We start from the raw sequence: 21065 nt of genomic DNA on the forward strand, positions 1-21065 counted from the left end.
TAAAGTTTTATCCCGACTTGTGATGCCGGTCATATTTCCGGCGCTAAACATTGCATAATTTCGCCGCGTTAAAAATAACTGGTATTGAAAAAGAACAATATTGAACTGCTGTCGCCCGCTGGCTCATTTGATAGCTTACAAGCTGCGATAAATGCCGGAGCTGATGCAGTTTACTTCGGGGTAGAACAGCTGAATATGCGGGCCAAATCCGTTAATTCCTTTGGCGTAGATGATATTGCAAGGGTGGCAGATATTGCCAGGGTAAATAATATAAAAGCTTATTTAACACTAAACACTATCATTTACGGGCACGACCTGCAATTACTGCGCAGTATTTTAACGGAAGTAAAAAAACACGGCATAGATGCTGTTATCGCATCTGATTTCGCGGTAATTGAACAGTGCAGCCAGATGGGGATACCCCTTCACATCTCAACCCAGGCCAATGTGAGCAATATCGAAGCCGTACAGTTTTTTTCGCGCTTTGCCGATGTTATTGTGCTGGCACGTGAACTTACCCTTAAACAGGTACATGATATTTGTAACGAGGTAAGGCGAAAGGGCATTAAAGGAGTGTCCGGCGACCTGGTCAAAATAGAAGTATTTATTCACGGCGCTTTATGTATGGCCGTTTCCGGCAAGTGTTATATGAGCCTGCATACGCAAAATGCTTCGGCCAACCGGGGTGCCTGCACGCAAAATTGCCGTCGCCCTTATTTGGTGAAAGATGCCGAAACGCAGGAAGAACTGCTGATAGATAATGAATATATTATGTCGCCGAAAGATCTGTGTACGATTGGTGTACTTGATCAGATCATCAGATGTGGTGTAGATGTATTGAAAATTGAAGGCAGGAGCAAAGGCGCCGACTATGTGCATGTAACCACCCAATGCTACCGGGAAGCATTGGATGCCCTTGAAAGCGGGAACTATACTGCCGATAAAATTGAGGCCTGGCTGAGGCGACTATCCACTGTTTACAACCGGGGGTTTTGGGAGGGCTATTATTTAGGCCACAAACTGGGCGAATGGACAAGCCAGCCGGGTTCGGCGGCTACCGAAAAGAAGATATACGTTGGCAAAGGCAGTAATTACTATCCTAAAACAGGTATTGCCGAATTTACTGTTGAAACGGGTAGTATAAAACCCGGCGATACCCTGATGATTACCGGTCCGCTTTGCGGAATGGTTAAAGAAAAAGCCCAAAAACTGGTTATAAACGGTAGGGTAGGTACTGAAGCGGTTAAAGGCGACAAGATCACCATTCCATTCGGCATAAAAGTAGGCCGGCAGGATAAACTGTATAAGATAGTGGAGGCTGCAAATGGCTAAAATTATTCATTACCGCAATAAATGTATTGGCTGCAATATCTGCTTTGAACTGCAGCCCGAGTTATGGCGCATGTCCATGAAGGACGGGAAAGCCACCTTATTGCGGTCGCAGGAAAAGAGAGATACCTATATAATTTCGGTAAGTGAATGTCACCTGCAGCAAAGCCGCGACGTAGCGAAAGCCTGCCCGGTAAACATTATAAAAGTATTATGAACGAAGATATTATCAAATTTGCCCGCAGGCAAACCTGCGCCACCATCAGCTGCATCAACGGGAACAACAAACCTTATTGCTTTAACTGCTTTTATGCCTTTAACAGCGAGCTGGGCCTGCTTTATTTTAAATCATCGGCGGACACCCGGCATTCAAAACTGATTAAGCAAAACCCGTTTGTCGCCGGAACGATATTGCCCGATAAATTAAAAACCCTATTGGTGCAGGGCATACAATTTGAAGGCGAACTTTTAGCAGGCGATCATCCTTTAGCTGCCCATGCCTCGGCTAACTATCATAAAGAACATCCGATGGCATTAGCAATGCAGGGCGAGATCTGGACCATTCAGATCAACCATATCAAAATGACCGACAGCAGCAAAGGTTTCGGGAAAAAGATTGCCTGGGACAGGGAGGGAAAGTTCGAAGTTGTTGAAATTTGAAGTCGCAATTAAAGTGAAATTTCTTTCTGTTGTTTCAAACCTCGTCACCAAACTGGGAATTTCGGCTGTCGTGTATACTTTTTAATAATCAAGATAATAATGCTTAAATTTGATATTTATAAACTAAGCACAGGGCGTTTTAAAAAACAACTAAATAAAAATATAATGTACACGACATATCATTTAACATCTGCTCAAGAGCTAAATTCTGATATTTTAGATTCGATTAAAGCTACATTTAAATCAAAACCAATTACTATTATAGTGGAAGAAGATGAAGACGATTTTGAGCTTACAACAGAAATGAAAGGCGTTTTGGATGAACGGTTAAAGGAAGACGAGAAAACTTATCTTACTGCCGGGGAATCTATAAACCTGCTCAATAAAAAATATGGCTTATAGCATTATTGTTTCGCCCAGGGCTCAAAAAGAAATAGAAAATGCGATTGAATACTATGCGCTGTACAGCATAGATGCACCACTAAACTTCATAACCATATTAAAGATCACTTATGGTGTTTTAGAAAATGACCCATTTTTAAGAATACGATACAAAAATATCAGGGCTATAAAAATTAAAAAATTCCCGTATTTGCTCTATTTTGTAATCAACGAAACAAATAACACTGTCAGAGTACTTTCTTGCTTCCACAGTAAAAGAAATCCCCAAAAGCGGCCAAACTTATAAAAAAAATGCCTGCGGTTTAAAAGTGACCTGCTACGTTGTGACACGAAATATCCGACTTATTGCTAAATCCGTTTATTTGATTTACCTTGGTATGCCTGATCAATTGTCGCTGTTAAATAAAAATGGAAGAAACCAAGCCTTTAGAAACAATTACTAAAGCCAGCATATTAAAAAGGATAATCTTTTACTTAAATGTTAGCTGCTTTAGGATTTTGATGTCGAAATCTGATCCCGGTAACAGTATTCGTGACCGATCAACCAGGAGCTTATGTGCAGTAATAAATGTGATGACCGAATACATCATTATTAATTATTTTTTTCCTCATTTGGCATGGGCCTGGTTAAGAGTAATATTAGGAACTGTCACGGTATTTCACGGGATTATTGCATTCGCTTGCGAAAAGGAAGTACTGAAAATGGCGACGAATTATAACTCCAATTATAACAAGTTCCTTTTTTATTTGTACGTTCCTTTTTTTGCAACAGCGATTATCGGTGTTTTGGTGATGTTGAATGACAGTATCGGTCATATACCGAAATAAGTTGCACATTGATAACACTGAATTTTCTTCCGGACTTTCCCGACTTTCGGACTTCCCCAACTCCAACCTACAAACATTTTAATTTTTTCCTTTATCCTATCAATTTTATTTTAAATTTGACACGCGGTTGATAAGGAGAATTGAAGCCGCCCAATTATTTTTCAGAGAGAACCTGATATGAAAAAAACCTTACTTTTTACAGCCTGCTGCCTGTTGCTGGCGATGGGCACATTCGCGCAAATTCCTGCCCTGGAACGCGTAGAGCCCATGTTTTGGTGGGTAGGTATGCATAATCCCAACCTGCAGCTGATCGTCCACGGCGACCATATTGCCTCCCGCAAAGTGGAGCTCAGCTACCCCGGAGTAAAGGTGGTTGCAGTGCATAAAGTTGAAAATCCTGATTACTTATTCATCGATTTACGCATTTTTTCAGGTACAGTACCGGGAACGTTCCCGATAAAATTTAAAAAAGCAGGCGAAAAGGTTATAACATACAACTACGACCTGAAAAAACGCGATGCATCTTCGGGCCGTGCCCAGGGTGTGACCGATAAAGACCTGATCTACCTGATCATGCCTGATCGCTTTTCAAATGGCGATACCTCCAACGATTCATTCGCTAATATGCGCGAACAAGGGATCCACCGCGACGCCATGTTCGGCCGCCACGGCGGAGATATACAAGGGGTGATGGATCACCTTGATTACCTGAAGGACCTGGGGGTAACGGCCATCTGGCTAACGCCGGCCGTTGAAAATGACGAACCTCACGCCTCTTATCATGGGTACGCTGTTACCGATCATTACAAAATAGATCCTCGTTACGGCACCAATGCGCTTTATAAACAGTTTGTCGAAAAGTGCCACGCCATGGGTATGAAAGTGGTAATGGACCTTGTGCATAACCATGCGGGAACCGAAGGCTATACCATCAGCGATATGCCGATGAAAAGCTGGGTACACCAGTGGCCAAAATACACCAAATCGAATTTCAGGGACGCTGCGGTGATGGACCCGCACGCATCACCTGCCGACCGCAAGCAAATGCTCGACGGTTGGTTTGACCAGCGTATGGCCGATATGAACGAAAATAATCCGTATGTGCAGAATTTTTTAACGCAAAACCATATCTGGTGGGTTGAATATGCCGGGGTTGACGGCTTCAGGCTTGACACTTACCCTTATAACGACCCGGTTTATATGTCAAAATGGGCGGTGGATGTAAAGAATGAGTTTCCGCATTTTTCCATATTTGGCGAAACGCTGGTATGGTCAGCGGCAAACCAGGCTTTTTTTACCGAAGGTAATACGGTTAACCGCGGATTTGATACGCACTTGCCCGGTGTAACTGACGGTGTGTGGAAAGAGGCCGTTTACGATGCGTTGAATGCCAATGAAGGATGGACCGAAGGTGTAAACCGCCTTTATGCTGTTATGGCACAGGATTTCCTGTACAAGGATGCTACAAAAAATACCATCTTCCTTGATAACCACGACATGAGCCGTTTTCTTTCGGTGGTGGGTGAGGATATGAATAAATACAGATCGGGCATGGCAATGCTGATGACGATGCGCGGAGTACCGCAAATGTATTATGGTGATGAAATACTGATGAAGAATTTTTCAAATCCGGATGGCCTGGTTCGTTCGGACTTTCCGGGTGGATGGAAAGGGGATAAGTTAAATAAGTTTACCGCCGCCGGCCGTAATAATGCTGAAAATGAAGCATTTAACTATGTGCGTAAACTGGCCAACTATCGTAAAAATACCACCGCATTACAAACAGGCAAGCTGATGCAATATATTCCGGAGAACGGCATCTATGTGTATTTCAGGTACGATGACAAAAAAACAGTGATGATAGTTTACAATAGCAGGGACAAAGAGCAGGCGACAACAACTACAAGATATGCCGAACGGATAAACGGCGCTAAAACGGCAAAAAACGTTATTACGGATGAGGTGGTAAATGTGGCGAACTTAACAATCCCGGGGAAGTCAACCCTGGTATTGGAGTTGATCAAATAAGCGGATAAAGTCTAAAAATCAGGCGTATAAGTGAAATTATTATTTACATAGACCCCTGATTTTAAGGAATTATCAATGATAAAGGTGTTTTGGATTGATTATTTATGGAATTGATAAAAATAAGTAGTAGTGCGCGGCACGTAATCAACTAATACCTAATTAATTAAATTTGCGAATCATATATGAGTATAATTAAGGCCTGTATTTTTGACCTGGATGGAGTGATTGTTGATACTGCGGTTTATCATTATAAAGCCTGGAAGCGACTGGCAAATGAACTGGGTTTTGATTTTTCGGAAGAAGCTAACGAAAAGCTGAAAGGCGTCAGCCGTGTGCGGTCGCTTGAACTGATCCTGCAATGGGGTGGCATTGCCAAAACAAAAGCCGAACAGGAGGAGCTGGCGACGAAAAAGAATGCATGGTATGTGGATATGATCAGCCACATGACACCGGCCGAAATTTTGCCCGGGGCAAAAGAGTTTGTAGAGGCCTGCAGGGAAGCCGGTTTAAAGATTGCCCTGGGTTCCGCAAGCAAAAACAGCGGCATGATACTGGAGAAAGTGGGGATAACCAACCTGTTTGACGCGGTTATTGACGGCAACAAAGTGAGTAAAGCCAAGCCTGACCCTGAAGTCTTTTTAAAGGGCGCCGAAGCATTAAACGTTCCCCCTGCAGAATGTGTGGTATTTGAAGATGCCATAGCAGGTATCGAAGCCGCCATAAACGGAGGCATGAAGTCGGTTGGGATCGGTTCGCCGGATGTGCTCGGAAAAGCCGACCTGGTGATTAGCGGTTTAAATGAAATGAGTTTAGAAAAGCTAAATACGCTTTAAGCCTCACCTACCCCTTTCCCAAGGATAGGATTTTAGCAAAAAGCGAAATTAAAGTCCTCTCCATGGGAGAGGATAAGTGAAGGCTTCGCCGTTTAGGTGAGGCTAAAAAAATTGAAAATATTATTACAATTATAATGAAGGAATACATCGAAGTTGATGAGTGGAAAATCATAGAACGTGGCTTTAATCCGCAACATAATAAAATATCCGAAAGTATTTTCAGCCTGGGTAACGGCCGTATGGGCCAGCGGGCGAATTTTGAAGAAGCCTACAGCGGCGATACGTTGCAGGGAAACTATGTAGCGGGAGTATATTATCCCGATAAAACCCGGGTAGGGTGGTGGAAAAACGGCTATCCTGAATATTTTGCCAAGGTATTAAATGCCGCTAACTGGATCGGGATTGACGTACTTATTGACGGCGAACAGTTGGATTTGGCAAAGTGCCAGGTAAGCAGTTTTAGCCGCGAATTGAATATGAAGGAGGGTTACCTTAAAAGAACTTTCACGGCAAAAACAACTGCCGGTAAAATGGTTGATGTTGAAACTGTCCGTTTTTGCAGCATGGCAGACGATGAAACGGGCGCCATTAAATACACCATCTCCCCGGTTAATTTTAGCGGCAAAATAACCCTTACTCCCTTTATTGACGGAGATATCGCAAATAAAGATTCCAATTACGACGAGAAATTTTGGGATGAAGTAAAAAAAGAAATATGGGGCGATGGGGGTTATATCCAGCTTCGCACTAAAAAGACTGGGTTTGAAGTTGCCACAGGCATGCTTTTTACAATCCTGCAAAATACAGTACCGGTACATCTTTTTTCCACCACTTTTGAAAAGGAAAAATATGTCGCAGCGAAGGTCGAATTAACTGTAAAACAGGGAGAAAGTGCCTCAGTAATCAAGTATGCAGCAAATCTTTCTTCACAGAACTACCCCGCCGCTGAGCTTTCAGTTAATTTGAAACAGACATTAACCCGCATCCGTAAAAAAGGGTTTGAAACCATGCTGGCCGAACAGGCGGAAGCCTGGAGCGGGAAATGGAAGCATAACGATATCATTATTGAAGGGGATGCCGCAGCGCAGCAGGCTATCCGTTTTAATATTTTTCAGCTTAATCAAACGTATACCGGCGAGGATGATCGCTTAAATATCGGCCCTAAAGGTTTTACCGGCGAAAAATATGGCGGTTCAACCTATTGGGACACCGAGGCGTATTGTGTGCCTTTCTATCTCTCTACTGCCGATCAGAAAGTAACTAAAAACCTGCTGCTTTACCGTTATAAACAATTGGGTAAAGCTATTGACAATGCAAAACTGCTTGGTTTTAAAAATGGAGCAGCGCTTTACCCGATGGTAACCATGGACGGTACGGAATGTCATAACGAATGGGAGATCACTTTCGAAGAAATACACCGTAATGGAGCCATTGCCTATGCCATATTCAATTATGTAAGATACACCGCTGATGAGGCTTATCTCGCTGATTATGGCCTTGAAGTATTGATAGCGATTGCACGTTTTTGGTCGCAGCGGGTTAATTGGTCGGCTGATAAACAGCAATATGTGATGCTGGGTGTAACCGGGCCGAACGAATATGAAAACAATGTAAATAATAACTGGTATACCAATAAACAGGCTACCTGGTGCATGCAGTATGCAATGGACGCTGTTGAAAAGGTAAAGCAGGCAGCGCCGGCAAAATATGCGGCCCTGGTAAGTAAAATCAACTTTAACGAAGCGGAAGAAACCGCTAAATTTAAGGATATCGTCGCCAAAATGTATTTTCCTTATGACGAAAAGGAGCGGGTATTTTTACAGCAGGATGGCTACCTTGATAAGGAACAGATTTTAGTAAAGGACCTGCCGGCAACTGAAAGGCCTATTAACCAGAAATGGAGCTGGGACAGGATCCTGCGTTCGTGCTACATAAAACAGGCCGACGTTTTGCAGGGTATTTACTTTTTTGAGGATCAGTACGACCTGGATACTATCCGCAGGAACTTTGATTTTTACGAGCCGCGAACCGTACACGAATCTTCGCTTTCACCTTGTGTGCACGCTATATTGGCTGCCAAACTGGGCGATGAAGCGAGGGCCTATGAATTTTACCTGCGTACCTCAAGGCTTGACCTTGATGATTATAACAACGACACCGAAGATGGCTGCCACATTACCTCGATGGCGGGTACGTGGATGTCGGTGATTGAAGGTTTTGGCGGGATGAGGGTTAAGGATGGTAAATTATCATTCCAGCCGTTCCTGCCGGGCAAATGGCGTTCATTCTCGTTCCATATCGGCTTCCGCGGCGCTTTGCTCAATATAAAAGTGAGCAAAGACGGTGTGCAGATCAAAAATCTATCCGGCAGCGAAACTACCGTTTGGGTTTATGATAAAGAGCAACTGGTAAAGCCGGATGACGAATTATTGGTTGAGGCGTAATTGATCGTAAAATGTTGCATGGAAAAATCTCCGGTATTTTTTGTATCATCATGGCATTATTGATGCCTGACTATTTATTTTCCCAGGCACCGCAATCAGCACAAAAAAGAGCAATGGAACAATCGTCCCAAAACCATAAATTAGTTATCTATCAACTGCTTCCCCGGTATTTTGGCAATACAAAAACCCTGAATAAATATTATGGGTCCATTAACGAGAACGGTTCCGGGAAGTTTAACGATATCACTGATAAGGCCCTGCTTGAAATAAAAAAAATGGGCTTTACCCATGTTTGGTTTACCGGGGTAATTGAACATGCCACCATGACGGATTATTCGTCCTATGGTATAAAGGCAGATGATCCGGATATTGTAAAGGGGAGGGCAGGCTCGCCTTATGCGATTAAAGACTATTATGATGTTGACCCCGACCTGGCGGTTGACGTTAAAAGCAGGATGACAGAATACCAGGCCCTGATAGATCGCACTCACAAAAATGGCCTTAAGGTAATCATGGACCTGGTGCCCAACCATGTGGCACGCACTTATGCCTCGGATGTAAAACCGGCCGGTGTGCATGATTTTGGCCAGGATGATGATAAGTCAAAAGCTTTTGATGCTAAAAACGATTTCTATTATATGCCGGGGCATCCTTTTGTTGTTCCTCCCGGGTATAACCCCGGTGGCGACGAATTCAAAAGCCCGCTAAAGGACGGTCATTTTGATGAAAATCCCGCAAAGGCTACCGGGAATGATGTTTTTACCGCTGCACCAGGCATAAACGATTGGTTTGAAACCATGAAACTGAACTACGGCGTGGATTACCGGAACGGCCGCACGCCGCATTTTGATCCTATCCCGCCGCTTTGGAATAAGATTTATGATATCCTGAAATTCTGGAGCGCAAAAGGGGTGGATGGTTTCAGGTGCGATATGGTGGAGATGGTGCCTTTTGAGTTTTGGGGCTGGGTAATACCAAAACTGAAAGCGGAACATCCTGACGTGATCTTTATTGGCGAAGCATATAATGTCGATCTCTATTCGAAATACATCAACACCGGGAAATTTGATTACCTGTACGATAAGGTAGGTTTATACGACGCCATCAGGCGGCTAACCTGCAATGATCCGCACGCAACAACCTGGGACATAAACCAGGTTTGGAACCGGGATTCCAAAGGTATTGATCAACACATGCTGCGCTTTATGGAAAACCATGATGAGCAGCGCATTGCATCTGCACAATTTGCAGGCAACCCATGGCTGGCCGTGCCGGGGATGATCGTTACAGCGACGCTTTCAACAGGGCCGGTGATGATTTATAACGGACAGGAGGTAGGCGAACCGGCCAGGGGTAGTGAAGGTTTCAGCGGTGATGACGGCAGAACAAGCATTTTTGATTATTGGGGTGTGCCCGAACAGCAAAAATGGATGAACAGCGGTAAGTTTGACGGTGGCCAACTGTCTGAAGATCAAAAAAAACTGCGCGGCTTTTATAGTTCGCTGCTAAATATTGTTCGTACTAGCGACGCGTTAAGTTCGGGGGATTTTTGGGAGTTGATGATCGCTAACGAAAAACAACCGGGCTTTGATCAGCATTTATATATCTTCCTTCGATATACCGATAAACAACGTATATTAGTGATTACCAATTTTAACCGGAGCGAAAGCCAGATACAAGTTAAACTGCCCGATGACCTGCTTCAGCAATTAAACCTGAGCGGCAAAAAGGATTTTGTCGACCTGTTAAGCGGCAATAAATTCAGTACGGATAATATTGCGGAAGGTGTTAAGGTATCATTGCCGGCGTCAAGCGGGATGTTACTTAGCTTTTAGTTGTCTGAATCAGAATTTACAGGATTTTGGAATTAACAGAATTCTGAAAATTCTTTAATTCTGCAAATTCTGATTCAGACAAAGTGAACAATTGAACTAATGAACCAATTTAAACTATTGAACCAAATATAAATTATGGCAACCAGCGGCGTCGTTCAAAAACCGAGAATGAGTTTTTGGCAGATCTTTAACATGAGCTTCGGCTTTTTGGGTATTCAGTTCGGCTTCGCCCTGCAAACGGGGAATGCCAGCCGGATCCTGCAAACCTTTGGCGCTGACGTCGAGAATTTGTCGCTGTTTTGGTTGGCTGCGCCGATAACCGGGATGATTATTCAACCCATTATCGGTCATTACAGCGATCGTACCTGGACAAGGCTGGGCCGCAGGCGCCCCTTCTTCCTAACCGGCGCGCTTTTATCAGGCCTGGCATTACTTTTTATGCCCAACTCATCTATGCTGGCCGCTATTATACCGCCGATTGTTGTTGGCGCGGGTATGCTGATGATCATGGACGCTTCCTTTAATGTCGCGATGGAACCCTTCAGGGCCCTGGTTGCTGATAACTTGCCCGACAGCCAGCACAACGATGGCTTTTCGATGCAAACCTGCCTCATCGGCGTGGGCGCGGTAGTAGGCTCATGGCTTCCCTATGTTTTTGCCAACTGGCTGGGCGTGTCAGATACGGCGCCAAAAGGCCATGTGCCAAATAACCTGTTATTTTCATTTTACATTGGTGCTTTAACGCTCATCGGCTCTATATTATGGACCGTAATTAAAACAAAGGAATATCCGCCGGAAGAATATGCCAAATTTCATGAGCCGGAGATGGAAGAAAAGGAAAAAAAGAGCGGACTGGTTCAAATATTTTCCGATTTGTTTAGTATGCCAAAAACCATGTGGCAATTGGGCATCGTGCAGTTTTTTTCGTGGTTTGCTCTTTTCTCAATGTGGGTATATACTACGCCGGCCATTGCTGAACACGTTTATCACATAAAAGCCGGCGACACTTCTTCGCATGCCTACAACACAGCGGGCAACTGGGTTGGCGTTCTTTTTGGTGTTTATAACATTGTTTCTGCGGCATATGCATTGTTGCTTCCACGTATTGTGCGCAGGTCGAGCAGGAAAAAAACGCATGCATTTTCTTTAATAATGGGTGGTCTGAGCTTGATATCGATATTTTTTATTAAAAATGATTACGTACTCATACTGCCAATGATAGGGATAGGATTAGCCTGGGGTAGTATCCTGGCTATGCCTTACGCCATTTTATCAAGCGCAATACCCGCAAAAAAAATAGGCGTTTATATGGGTATTTTCAACCTTTTTATCACTATGCCTCAAATTGTTAGCGGGATAAGCGGAAAGTTTTTGATGAAATATGTTTTTTCGGACCATGCCGTTTATGGCTTAATAATGGCCGGCGGGTTCATGGTGTTAGGCGCAGTTTCGGTGTTATTTGTGCAGGACGGAAAAAAGATTCAAATAATAGATACACCACTAATACAGGCCCCCTGATTGAAATTGTTGAATAAACGGTTTTAAGCTGCACGATTATGGTTTTTAATAAAGCGGAATGTTGTATATTGCGTTATAGATACACAATGTATAATTTGGGGGTTAGACTTATAATTTTTAATGGAAGACAATATATTAAATCAGGAGCTGATAGCGAATAAATTAATTGATGAAGAGGAGGAGTTCCATCACCTTAATAACCCTGCCGACGGGATAAAGCCGATCATTAAAAAATATCTTGGCGTGCCTAAAAGCGCGGATCAATCGGGTAATAAATTCTACTTTTCTGACGGAGATGCCAAAGTTGAAGTGGTTGTTATTACGAATGAGATCATCAGGGTAAGGCTTGCGCCTCATAGTGTTTTTTTAGACGAATTTTCGTATGCGGTACCAAAGCTTGAACAAAGAGCGATTGATTTTACCCTCACAGAAGATGAAAACGAATTCAAAGTTTCAACCAGCGCCGTAAATTGCCATATCCGTAAAACTGATTTTTTATATCATTTTCAGATAGCAACGACTTTGTAACCAGCTCAGATGCTGTACCCATGCATTGGGAAGAGAATGTGAAGTTTGGCGGCTACTATGTTTTTTGCACAAAAACCTGCCATGCCGAAGAAAGTTTTTTTGGCCTCGGTGATAAACCTACAGAATTAAACCTTCGTGGTAAAAGGCTGAAAAACTGGAACACTGACGCCTATTCTTTCGCATGGAACCAGGATCCGCTGTACCGCAGCATTCCTTTTTATATTAGCGTAAATGAAGGAATTGCCCATGGCATTTTCTTCGACAACACGTTTAAGGCACATTTTGATTTTGGCGCGGAAGATCCCACCAAAACAAGTTTTTGGGCTGACGGCGGCGAGCTGCAATATTATTATATCCACGGTCCGCATATGATGGATGTGGTAAAAAGTTACCATATTTTAACAGGTACACACCCAATGCCTCCGCTTTGGGCTTTGGGTTATCACCAATGCCGCTGGAGTTATTATCCCGAAGCAAAAGTTAAAAAGATAACCAACGGTTTTCGCGAAAATAAGATCCCCTGCGACGGGATCTATCTTGATATTGACTATATGGATGGCTACAGGTGCTTTACCTGGAACCGCAAATATTTTAGCGATCCGAAACGGATGATCAAAGAGTTAGCCGCCGATGGTTTTAAAACGGTAGTGATTATTGACCCGGGAATCAGGGTTGACGATAACTATGCGGTATTTAAGGAAGGGAAAGAAAAACGTCATTTTTGCCGTCGCAGCGATGACTATTTTATGGAGGGCCATGTATGGCCGGGCCGTTGCCAGTTCCCTGATTTTACAAACCCCGAAGTAAGGGAGTGGTGGGGCGGTTTGTTTGACGAACTGGTTCAAATGGGCGTAGCAGGTGTTTGGAATGACATGAACGAGCCTGCTGTATTTGGCGCAGGAACTTTTCCGGACGATGTAAGGCATCAATATGATGGTTACCGGGGCTCGCACCGTAAGGCACATAATGTTTACGGTATGCAAATGGTTAGGGCCACCTACGATGGTTTGCGTAAACTAATGAAAAATAAACGCCCTTTTACGATTACCCGGGCAGGTTATTCAGGCGTTCAGCGTTTTTCATCCGTTTGGACGGGTGACAATGTGGCTTCATGGGAGCATCTGAAGCTGGGGAACATCCAGTGCCAGCGTTTATCGGTATCGGGGATTTCTTTTTGCGGAACTGATATCGGTGGTTTTAGCGGCGAGCCTGACGGCGAACTATTTACACGCTGGATCCAGATGGGTACTTTCTCGCCGTTTATGCGTGCGCATTCAGCCGGCGATACCAAAGAGCGTGAGCCATGGAGCTTTGGCGAACCATTTACATCAATCAATAGAAAATTTATCGAATTAAGATACCGTTTATTGCCCTACCTGTATTCTATCTTCTGGGAACATCATCGCTACGGTTTTCCAATATTAAGGCCTGTAGTAATGCAGGAGCAGGAAGAGATCACCAACCACTTCAGGCAGGACGAGTTTACCTACGGCGATAAAATATTGATCTGCCCGGTGCTTGAACCAGGCGCCACAAGCCGGAAGGTTTACCTTCCAAAAGGGAAATGGTACGATTTCTGGAGTAACCTGGTGATTGAAGGGGGTAAGGAAATTGATGTGCAAACCCCGCTGGAAACCATGCCGATATTTATTAAGGCAGGGTCAGTAATACCTGAATACCCGGTGATGCAGTATGTAGGAGAAAAGGAGATTGAAGAAGTGAAGCTGAATGTTTATTTCAGCGATTATGAAGTAAACTCATTCCTGTTTGAAGACTATGGCGAGACGTTCGCCTATGAACAGGATATTTATCTGGAAAAGAAATTTGTAGTGAACGGCAGCCGCGCTAAATTAACCATCCAGCAAAGTATGGAAGGTTTATATACGCCGAGATATGAGAATTATGAATTTAATATTATCGGCCTGCCGTTTAAACCAACGAGAATTATAGCCGATAATAAGGAGTTTAAGGATTTTACCTTTGATAAGGATAAAATTTTAAAATTAAAACTAAGGAAAAATTTTACGCAAATAGTTATTGATTAGTCCGGAAGTCAGTAAAGTCCGGAAGTCCGAAAGAAACTACGACTGACGCTTCGGCAAAATAGACCAAGGCACATGAAATAGTTTTTCGCCAGGAACCGGGAATTAAGATAAAAGAGCCAGGAAATAAAAAAAAAGAATCTTGATTCCCGGCTCTTGATTCTTGGTTCTTCACACAAACATTGTATTTTTATAATATTATTTTACCAATATAAACCGGGGCATCCCCTTACTAACGAAATGACCGAACAAGGCTTGCAGAGAGTTATTGTTGAACATGTTACGCCTGAAATTGACGCCGGGCGCTTCTATATAAAAAAAGTTGCCGGCGAAAGTATTGAGGTAGAAGCAGACATATTTACAGATGGACATGATCATATAGGAGCAAGATTATTATACAGGCACGAAAACGATAAAACCTGGTTATATGTGCCAATGCACATGGTGAATAACGACAGGTGGCGGGCATCGTTCGATCTTGAAAAAGCCGGATTTTATTATTATACAGTTACCGGCTGGGTTGATCATGCAGATACCTGGCATCATGGTTTTTTAAAAAAATACGAAGATGCCCAACATCTGAATGTCGAGTTGCTTATCGGCGCTGAATTACTGGAAGCCATGCTTCCGGCAGCCACTAAAGCCGATCAAAAAAGGATCGGTAAACTGATAACCCTGATGCGTGATGAAAAAAATTACGAACAGGCAGTAGCTGAAGTTTTAGGTAAAGAGATCCACCATTATATCAGCACTTACCCAAATCTTGACAACGCCACGATTTACACGCCGCATTTAAAGGTTTTGGTTGAACGCGATAAAGCGCTCTTTAGCAGTTGGTATTGTTTTTTTCCCCGTTCAGCATCGCGGATTGAAGGAAAGCACGGAACCTTTAAAGACTGCGAAGCTTTATTGCCGCGCGTTGCTGAAATGGGTTTTGATGTACTGTATTTCCCGCCAATCCATCCCATCGGCCATAACTTTCGTAAAGGGAAAAACAATGCGGTAAATGCCATGCCCGGCGATGATGGTGTACCTTACGCGATAGGTTCGACTGAGGGAGGGCATAAGGATGTATTAAAAGACCTTGGGACATTACAGGATTTTAAACATTTGATCAAAGAAGCCGCAAGTCACGGGCTTGAAATTGCCATGGATTTTGCCATTCAATGTTCGCCTGATCACCCTTACGTTAAAAAACATCCCAAATGGTTTAAATGGCGGCCTGACGGAACAGTGCAGTACGCTGAAAACCCTCCCAAAAAATACCAGGATATTTTACCCATCAATTTCGAGAATGACGACTGGCAAAACCTGTGGACTGAACTAAAAAGCATTCTTGATTACTGGTGCGAACAAGGCATCCGGATTTTCAGGGTAGATAACCCCCATACCAAATCCTTTCATTTTTGGGAATGGTGCATTGCCGAAGTACAAAAAAAATACCCCGGCACCTTGTTCCTGTCCGAAGCTTTTACCAAGCCTAAGGTGATGAAACAACTGGCCAAACTTGGCTATACACAATCCTACACATACTATGTTTGGCGCAATACAAAGCATGAACTTATTGAGTACATGAATGAGCTGACGCAAACAGAAATGAAGGACTATTTTCGACCTAATTTCTGGCCGAATACGCACGATATTAACCCTTATTCGCTCCAAAACGGGAACGAACCCGGTTTCATCACCCGGTTTTTTATGGCGGCCACTTTATCCTCCAATTACGGCATCTTCGGGCCGGTTTATGAACTGATGTATCATGCGCCCTATCCCGGAAAAGAAGAATACCTGAACTCCGAAAAATACGAAGTACGCTATTGGGACTGGGAAAAACGGAATAAACTGATAGATGTAATTACCCGTGTTAACGCCGCCCGTAAAGTAAACCCCGCTTTGCAGCACACCAATAACATTACATTTTGCGAGATACATAACGACCAGTTGCTGGCTTATTACAAAAAAAGCGGCGATAACCATATTTTATGCGTGGTAAACCTCGATCCAAATAACAGGCAATGGGGCCTGGTACAAACCCCGCTGCATGCACTGGGCCTGTACCCCGGCCAGGATTTTATTGCTTTTGATATATTAACGGGCAGGAGTTATAACTGGAACCAGGAGTGGAATTATGTTGAACTGGATCCGCATGATATGCCAGTGCATTTATTTAAGATTGAACTACTATAATCATGAACTTAGGGAATATGGATATCGCCGGGCAAACCGCTTCATTAGTGTTGAAAAGGCCGTGGGTTGAATTTCCCTATGATAAAGACGCACTTACCTGGCTGGAGGAAAACGTTTTTTATAATTATATGCGTAAATGCCGGTGGTTTGCAGGCAAGGCGCGCATGATCAAGTTTTTGAAGATCCAGCAATTGCTTTGTATGCCTGTGGAGGACGGGCTTTCCTATCTCATTATACTGCATTTGGGCTATACTTATGGCGACGAGGAAAAATATGCCATGCCGGTTTCATTTATGCCGGATGATTTTGAATTGATAGGTCACGTTAATCACAAAGCATTTATTACCCGCATAACCGTTGAAGGCAAAGCAGGCTGGTTGATTGACGCTATTTATGATTTTCGTTTCCAGGTGCAACTGTTTGAGAATATATTTACCAATACCAAAACGCCGCAGGAAAAAGGCTACCTGGTTTACCATAAAGGAAAAGGCCTTGCATCTACAGACGAAAACATGAGCTATTTGTGCGTGGTGCCCGACCTCGAACAAAGTAATTCGTCTTTGGTGTACGGCAATAAGTATTTCTTTAAACTTTACCGTAAACTCTTTCGCGAAGTGAATCCGGAAGTGGAAATGCTTCAGTTTTTAACAGAAGAAGGCGGATTTAAAAATATACCTGCCTATTGCGGCAGCATGGTGCTGGAGCGCCCGGGAATACCGCCGGTAACGCTCGGGTTAATGATGCAGAAAGTTGTCAGCAAGTCCGATAGTTGGGTGTCAACCGGCGATGATCTGAATAACTTTCTTTTCATGATCGTTGATAAAGTATTCGGAATAAACGAAGACGTTTTTGAAAAGGTTGAATTGCTGGGCAAACGCACGGCCGAGATGCACCTGGCATTGCTTTCAGATAAAAAAAGCAAGGAATTTAAGCCCGAACCTTACGATGATACTTATATCAACCATTTGCAAAATCACCTGAATAACCTGCTGGATAAGCGTATCAAGCTCTTAAAAGAAAACTATTCGCGGCTGGATAAAAATGCAAAATCGCTGGCGGATGATTTTATAAACTGCGAAAACAACATCAGGCATTTTTTCGAAAAAATTGGCAGCAGCCATCTTAAATCGCAACGCATCCGCATACACGGAGATTATCATTTAGGCCAGGTGCTGTTTACAGGTACCGATTACCTGATCATTGATTTTGAAGGCGAACCAGAGAGCTCCATAACAGACCGGAAAATAAAACATTCGCCATTAAAAGATGTTGCAGGTATGATCCGCTCGTTCCATTACGCAGTATGCGCCAAACTTTACTTCAGCAGTGAGACCAGGGAAATAAATCCACTGAAACTGCAAAAATCAGCCGATAGGTGGTATAAATTGATAACAGACGCATATTTAGATGCTTATATGCAAACCATGGGTGATATATCGGCTATATTTGGGAGCCGTACCGAACTTAATTTTTTATTGCAACTTCACCTGCTCGAAAAATCGGTATATGAATTGGGATATGAATTAAACGGGAGACCCGATTGGATAAGAATCCCTTTAAAAGGAATACAGCAAGTACTATTTGAATTAGATAAATTTAACAGTTAACGGGCCCGCGGGCTAAAACATATGGCGAAAAAGAAAATTGACACCGCAAAAGATGCACCTGTTGAAATTGCAGATGTGAAAAAAGCTAAACCAGCAGCAAAAACAGCCGCTGCGGATAAAGCAGAGAAGCCTGCTGCATCAAAAAAAGCTTCGAAAGCAAAAGAAGCTGAGCCAGGGATCCCGCAGCTTAAAAACGTTGAGCCTTATAGCCGTTTTACTGATTTTGATATCGCATTGTTCAGGTCGGGCAAGCATTATAAACTATACGAAAAATTAGGTTCGCACGTAATTGAATTTAATGGTATTACCGGAACTTACTTTGCTGTTTGGGCGCCTAATGCTCAATTTATTTCCGTTATCGGTAATTTTAATGGGTGGAACCGCAATTCGCACGCGCTATACGTCCGCTGGGATGGATCAGGCATTTGGGAAGGTTTTATTCCTAACGTAGGCAACGGCGAAACCTATAAATATTACATCAAATCCTCCACCGGTACTGACCTGGAAAAGGCAGACCCGTTTGCGCTGCGCTGGGAAGTAGCGCCCCGTACAGCATCCATAGTGGCGGACACGTACTATGAATGGAGCGATGGCGAGTGGATGAAGGAGCGTTATAAGCACAATGCCCTTGATAAACCTTATTCGGTTTACGAGATGCATGTTGGCTCGTGGGCGCGCAGTCCAGAGAGCCCTGACGAATTTTTAACGTATACCCAACTGGCAGATAAGCTGGTGCCTTACATTAAAGAAATGGGCTTTACCCACGTAGAGTTTATGCCGATAATGGAGCATCCCTATTATCCGAGCTGGGGTTACCAGATCACTGGTTTTTTTGCAGCCTCAAGCAGGTATGGCTCGCCACAGGAGTTAATGGGCCTTGTTGAAAAACTGCATGAAGCCGGGATTGGCGTTATACTGGATTGGGTGCCTTCTCACTTTCCGGGAGATGCGCACGGGCTTTATAATTTTGACGGCACACACTTATACGAGCATGAGGATTTACGCAAGGGCTTTCACCCGGATTGGAAGTCGTATATTTTTAATTATGGGCGCAATGAAGTTCGTGCTTTTTTAATCAGCAATGCCTTATTCTGGCTGGACAGGTACCACGCGGATGGTTTGCGTGTAGATGCTGTGGCATCCATGCTTTACCTTGATTACTCGCGTAACCATGGCGAATGGGAGCCGAATATTTACGGTGGCAATGAGAATTTGGAAGCCATATCGTTTTTAAAAGAATTTAATGAAGCAGTTTACAGCCATTTCCCTGATACGCAAACTATTGCTGAAGAATCAACTTCATTTACAGGCGTAAGCCGCCCGGTTTATACCGGCGGACTTGGGTTTGGGATGAAATGGATGATGGGATGGATGCACGACTCTATAAAATATTTTTCGGCAGATCCAATCTATCGAAAATACCACCACAACCAGATCACTTTTAGCCTGATATACGCTTTTACCGAAAACTTTATGCTTCCGTTTTCGCATGATGAGGTGGTTTATGGCAAAGGCTCGATGCTGCGTAAAATGCCCGGTGACGAATGGCAGCAATTTGCCAACCTGCGCCTGCTTTACAGCTATATGTTTACGCATCCCGGTTCTAAATTGCTTTTCATGGGCGCTGAGTTTGGCCAGGGCACTGAGTGGAACTTCCAGAACTCATTAGATTGGCATGTGCTTGAATATCCAAACCACCAGGGTATAAAAGAAGTTGTGAAGGCATTGAACCAGCTTTATAAGGACGAACCAGCTTTATATGAAAAGGCCTTTGATTACAATGGTTTTGAGTGGGTTGACGGCGGTAACTCAAACGACTCGATATTGATATATAACCGAAAAGGTGTTGACGAAGCCAACGAACTGGTAATTGTTTTGAACATGACGCCAATGGTGCATCACGACTTTAGGGTTGGAGTACACGCAACCGGTAAATGGGTTGAAATATTTAACTCGGATGCTAAAAAATTCTGGGGCAGCGGTATTGATAATCCCAAACCTGTAAATACCGAAACAGTAAACTGGCACGGAAGAGACCAATCTATAAAAATTACCATCCCGCCATTGGCTGCTATTGTATTTAAAAGAGAAAAAACGGTACCACCAAAATATGAATTGAAAAAGTAATTGGATGATATTAAAAAGAAAGGTTATATAGTTCATAACCTTTCTTTTAGCATCGCCGTAAAAGGTAGTATTATTTATATTAATCGTTTACGTCATGAATCCAAAATACCGTTTAATTTATTTAGTGCTGGGCTTTGCCGGGCTGATTGTGCTCATCTATCATCTGGCTACTAACCTGTTTGAATATCCGGGCGAAATTTTAATGATAGCCATCCCCGATATGATCGTTTTTTTCTGTGCTTATAAAACTTATCCTGCTGAAGCCAGGATGGAAGTGGAAAGATAATTTTATTACCGGTTAATTTGCCTTAACTTTGATAAAGATCCAAAGTTTAAAGTAAACGCCGGAAAATGTTACCCCGTTTTTAAATTATTAAATCGGGGTGCCGGGGATGGATGATTATTAATAAACTAATAAATCCTTTATATGAACCCCAAATTTCTGATCCTTTACCTTATTGCGGGAACGCTTGCACTTATCCTGATTGTTTTTCAAATCGTTTTTGAATATCCTGTGCTTAACTTCACCGGGATAGGATTGAATTTGATTATGTGCCTGTTTTTTTACTACCTGGCGTACAAAACCTACCACGAGAAAAAGGATAGGGAGTTGATGTGATTTTAGGTGAAAGCTGAAAGACCAAAGCTAAAAGCTTTTTATTTTCCGATTTTGGGTTAAAGCTTTCTGCGTTTCGCT

15 protein-coding genes and 1 pseudogene are annotated in these 21065 nt (G+C 43.2%); all 16 read left to right on the forward strand.

The genetic code is table 11. The features are described from left to right. Window positions 1-84: 84 nt before the first annotated feature. A complete protein-coding gene (locus tag MgSA37_RS07460; RefSeq protein WP_096350889.1) occupies window positions 85-1332 on the forward strand; it encodes a peptidase U32 family protein in 1248 nt (415 codons plus the stop codon). Continuing rightward, window positions 1325-1546 (forward strand): ferredoxin, encoded by a 222-nt coding sequence (locus MgSA37_RS07465; protein ID WP_096350891.1) that lies wholly within the window; start codon window positions 1325-1327, stop codon window positions 1544-1546. Before MgSA37_RS07460 ends, MgSA37_RS07465 begins: the two co-directional genes overlap by 8 nt. After that, window positions 1543-1989, forward strand: a complete 447-nt coding sequence (locus MgSA37_RS07470) for a PNPOx family protein (protein WP_157750487.1) — start codon at window positions 1543-1545, stop codon at window positions 1987-1989. The genes MgSA37_RS07465 and MgSA37_RS07470 overlap by 4 nt, the downstream gene beginning before the upstream one ends. Window positions 1990-2088: 99 nt before the next feature. Further along, window positions 2089-2391 carry a hypothetical protein gene (locus tag MgSA37_RS07475; protein ID WP_197706101.1) on the forward strand — a complete coding sequence of 101 codons (303 nt, stop codon included), beginning with the start codon at window positions 2089-2091 and terminating at the stop codon, window positions 2389-2391. Further along, window positions 2381-2677, forward strand: coding sequence for a type II toxin-antitoxin system RelE/ParE family toxin (locus MgSA37_RS29690; RefSeq protein ID WP_096350895.1), 297 nt, complete (start codon window positions 2381-2383; stop codon window positions 2675-2677). The genes MgSA37_RS07475 and MgSA37_RS29690 overlap by 11 nt, the downstream gene beginning before the upstream one ends. A gap of 719 nt (window positions 2678-3396) precedes the next feature. Then, window positions 3397-5247, forward strand: coding sequence for a glycoside hydrolase family 13 protein (locus MgSA37_RS07490; RefSeq protein WP_096350898.1), 1851 nt, complete (start codon window positions 3397-3399; stop codon window positions 5245-5247). 182 nt (window positions 5248-5429) lie between these two features. Then, a complete protein-coding gene (pgmB, locus tag MgSA37_RS07495; RefSeq protein WP_096350900.1) occupies window positions 5430-6080 on the forward strand; it encodes a beta-phosphoglucomutase in 651 nt (216 codons plus the stop codon). 134 nt (window positions 6081-6214) lie between these two features. Further along, on the forward strand, window positions 6215-8524 hold the full coding sequence (locus tag MgSA37_RS07500; protein WP_096350901.1) for a glycoside hydrolase family 65 protein: 2310 nt from the start codon (window positions 6215-6217) through the stop codon (window positions 8522-8524). Between the two features lie 50 nt (window positions 8525-8574). After that, a complete protein-coding gene (locus MgSA37_RS07505; RefSeq protein WP_096357326.1) occupies window positions 8575-10359 on the forward strand; it encodes an alpha-amylase family glycosyl hydrolase in 1785 nt (594 codons plus the stop codon). Between the two features lie 135 nt (window positions 10360-10494). Continuing rightward, window positions 10495-11877 (forward strand): MFS transporter, encoded by a 1383-nt coding sequence (locus tag MgSA37_RS07510; RefSeq protein ID WP_197706102.1) that lies wholly within the window; start codon window positions 10495-10497, stop codon window positions 11875-11877. 120 nt (window positions 11878-11997) lie between these two features. Then, window positions 11998-14450: pseudogene (locus MgSA37_RS07515) on the forward strand (glycoside hydrolase family 31 protein). A 237-nt stretch (window positions 14451-14687) separates the two neighbouring features. Next, the gene (locus tag MgSA37_RS07520; RefSeq protein ID WP_096350902.1) at window positions 14688-16634 is read left to right on the forward strand and encodes an alpha-1,4-glucan--maltose-1-phosphate maltosyltransferase; all 1947 of its coding nucleotides are present in this window, start codon (window positions 14688-14690) and stop codon (window positions 16632-16634) included. Window positions 16635-16636: 2 nt separating this feature from the next. After that, the gene (locus tag MgSA37_RS07525; RefSeq protein WP_096350904.1) at window positions 16637-18241 is read left to right on the forward strand and encodes a putative maltokinase; all 1605 of its coding nucleotides are present in this window, start codon (window positions 16637-16639) and stop codon (window positions 18239-18241) included. A gap of 21 nt (window positions 18242-18262) precedes the next feature. Continuing rightward, window positions 18263-20368: a 1,4-alpha-glucan branching protein GlgB gene (gene glgB, locus MgSA37_RS07530; protein ID WP_096350906.1), complete on the forward strand. Its 2106-nt coding sequence runs from the start codon at window positions 18263-18265 to the stop codon at window positions 20366-20368. A 94-nt stretch (window positions 20369-20462) separates the two neighbouring features. Continuing rightward, window positions 20463-20654, forward strand: a complete 192-nt coding sequence (locus MgSA37_RS07535; RefSeq protein WP_096350907.1) for a hypothetical protein — start codon at window positions 20463-20465, stop codon at window positions 20652-20654. 141 nt (window positions 20655-20795) lie between these two features. Then, complete coding sequence (locus tag MgSA37_RS07540; RefSeq protein WP_096350909.1) at window positions 20796-20987, forward strand: hypothetical protein; 192 nt, start codon at window positions 20796-20798, stop codon at window positions 20985-20987. Window positions 20988-21065: the final 78 nt, after the last annotated feature.

The sequence above is a fragment of the Mucilaginibacter gotjawali genome (genome assembly GCF_002355435.1).
Taxonomy (GTDB): domain Bacteria; phylum Bacteroidota; class Bacteroidia; order Sphingobacteriales; family Sphingobacteriaceae; genus Mucilaginibacter; species Mucilaginibacter gotjawali.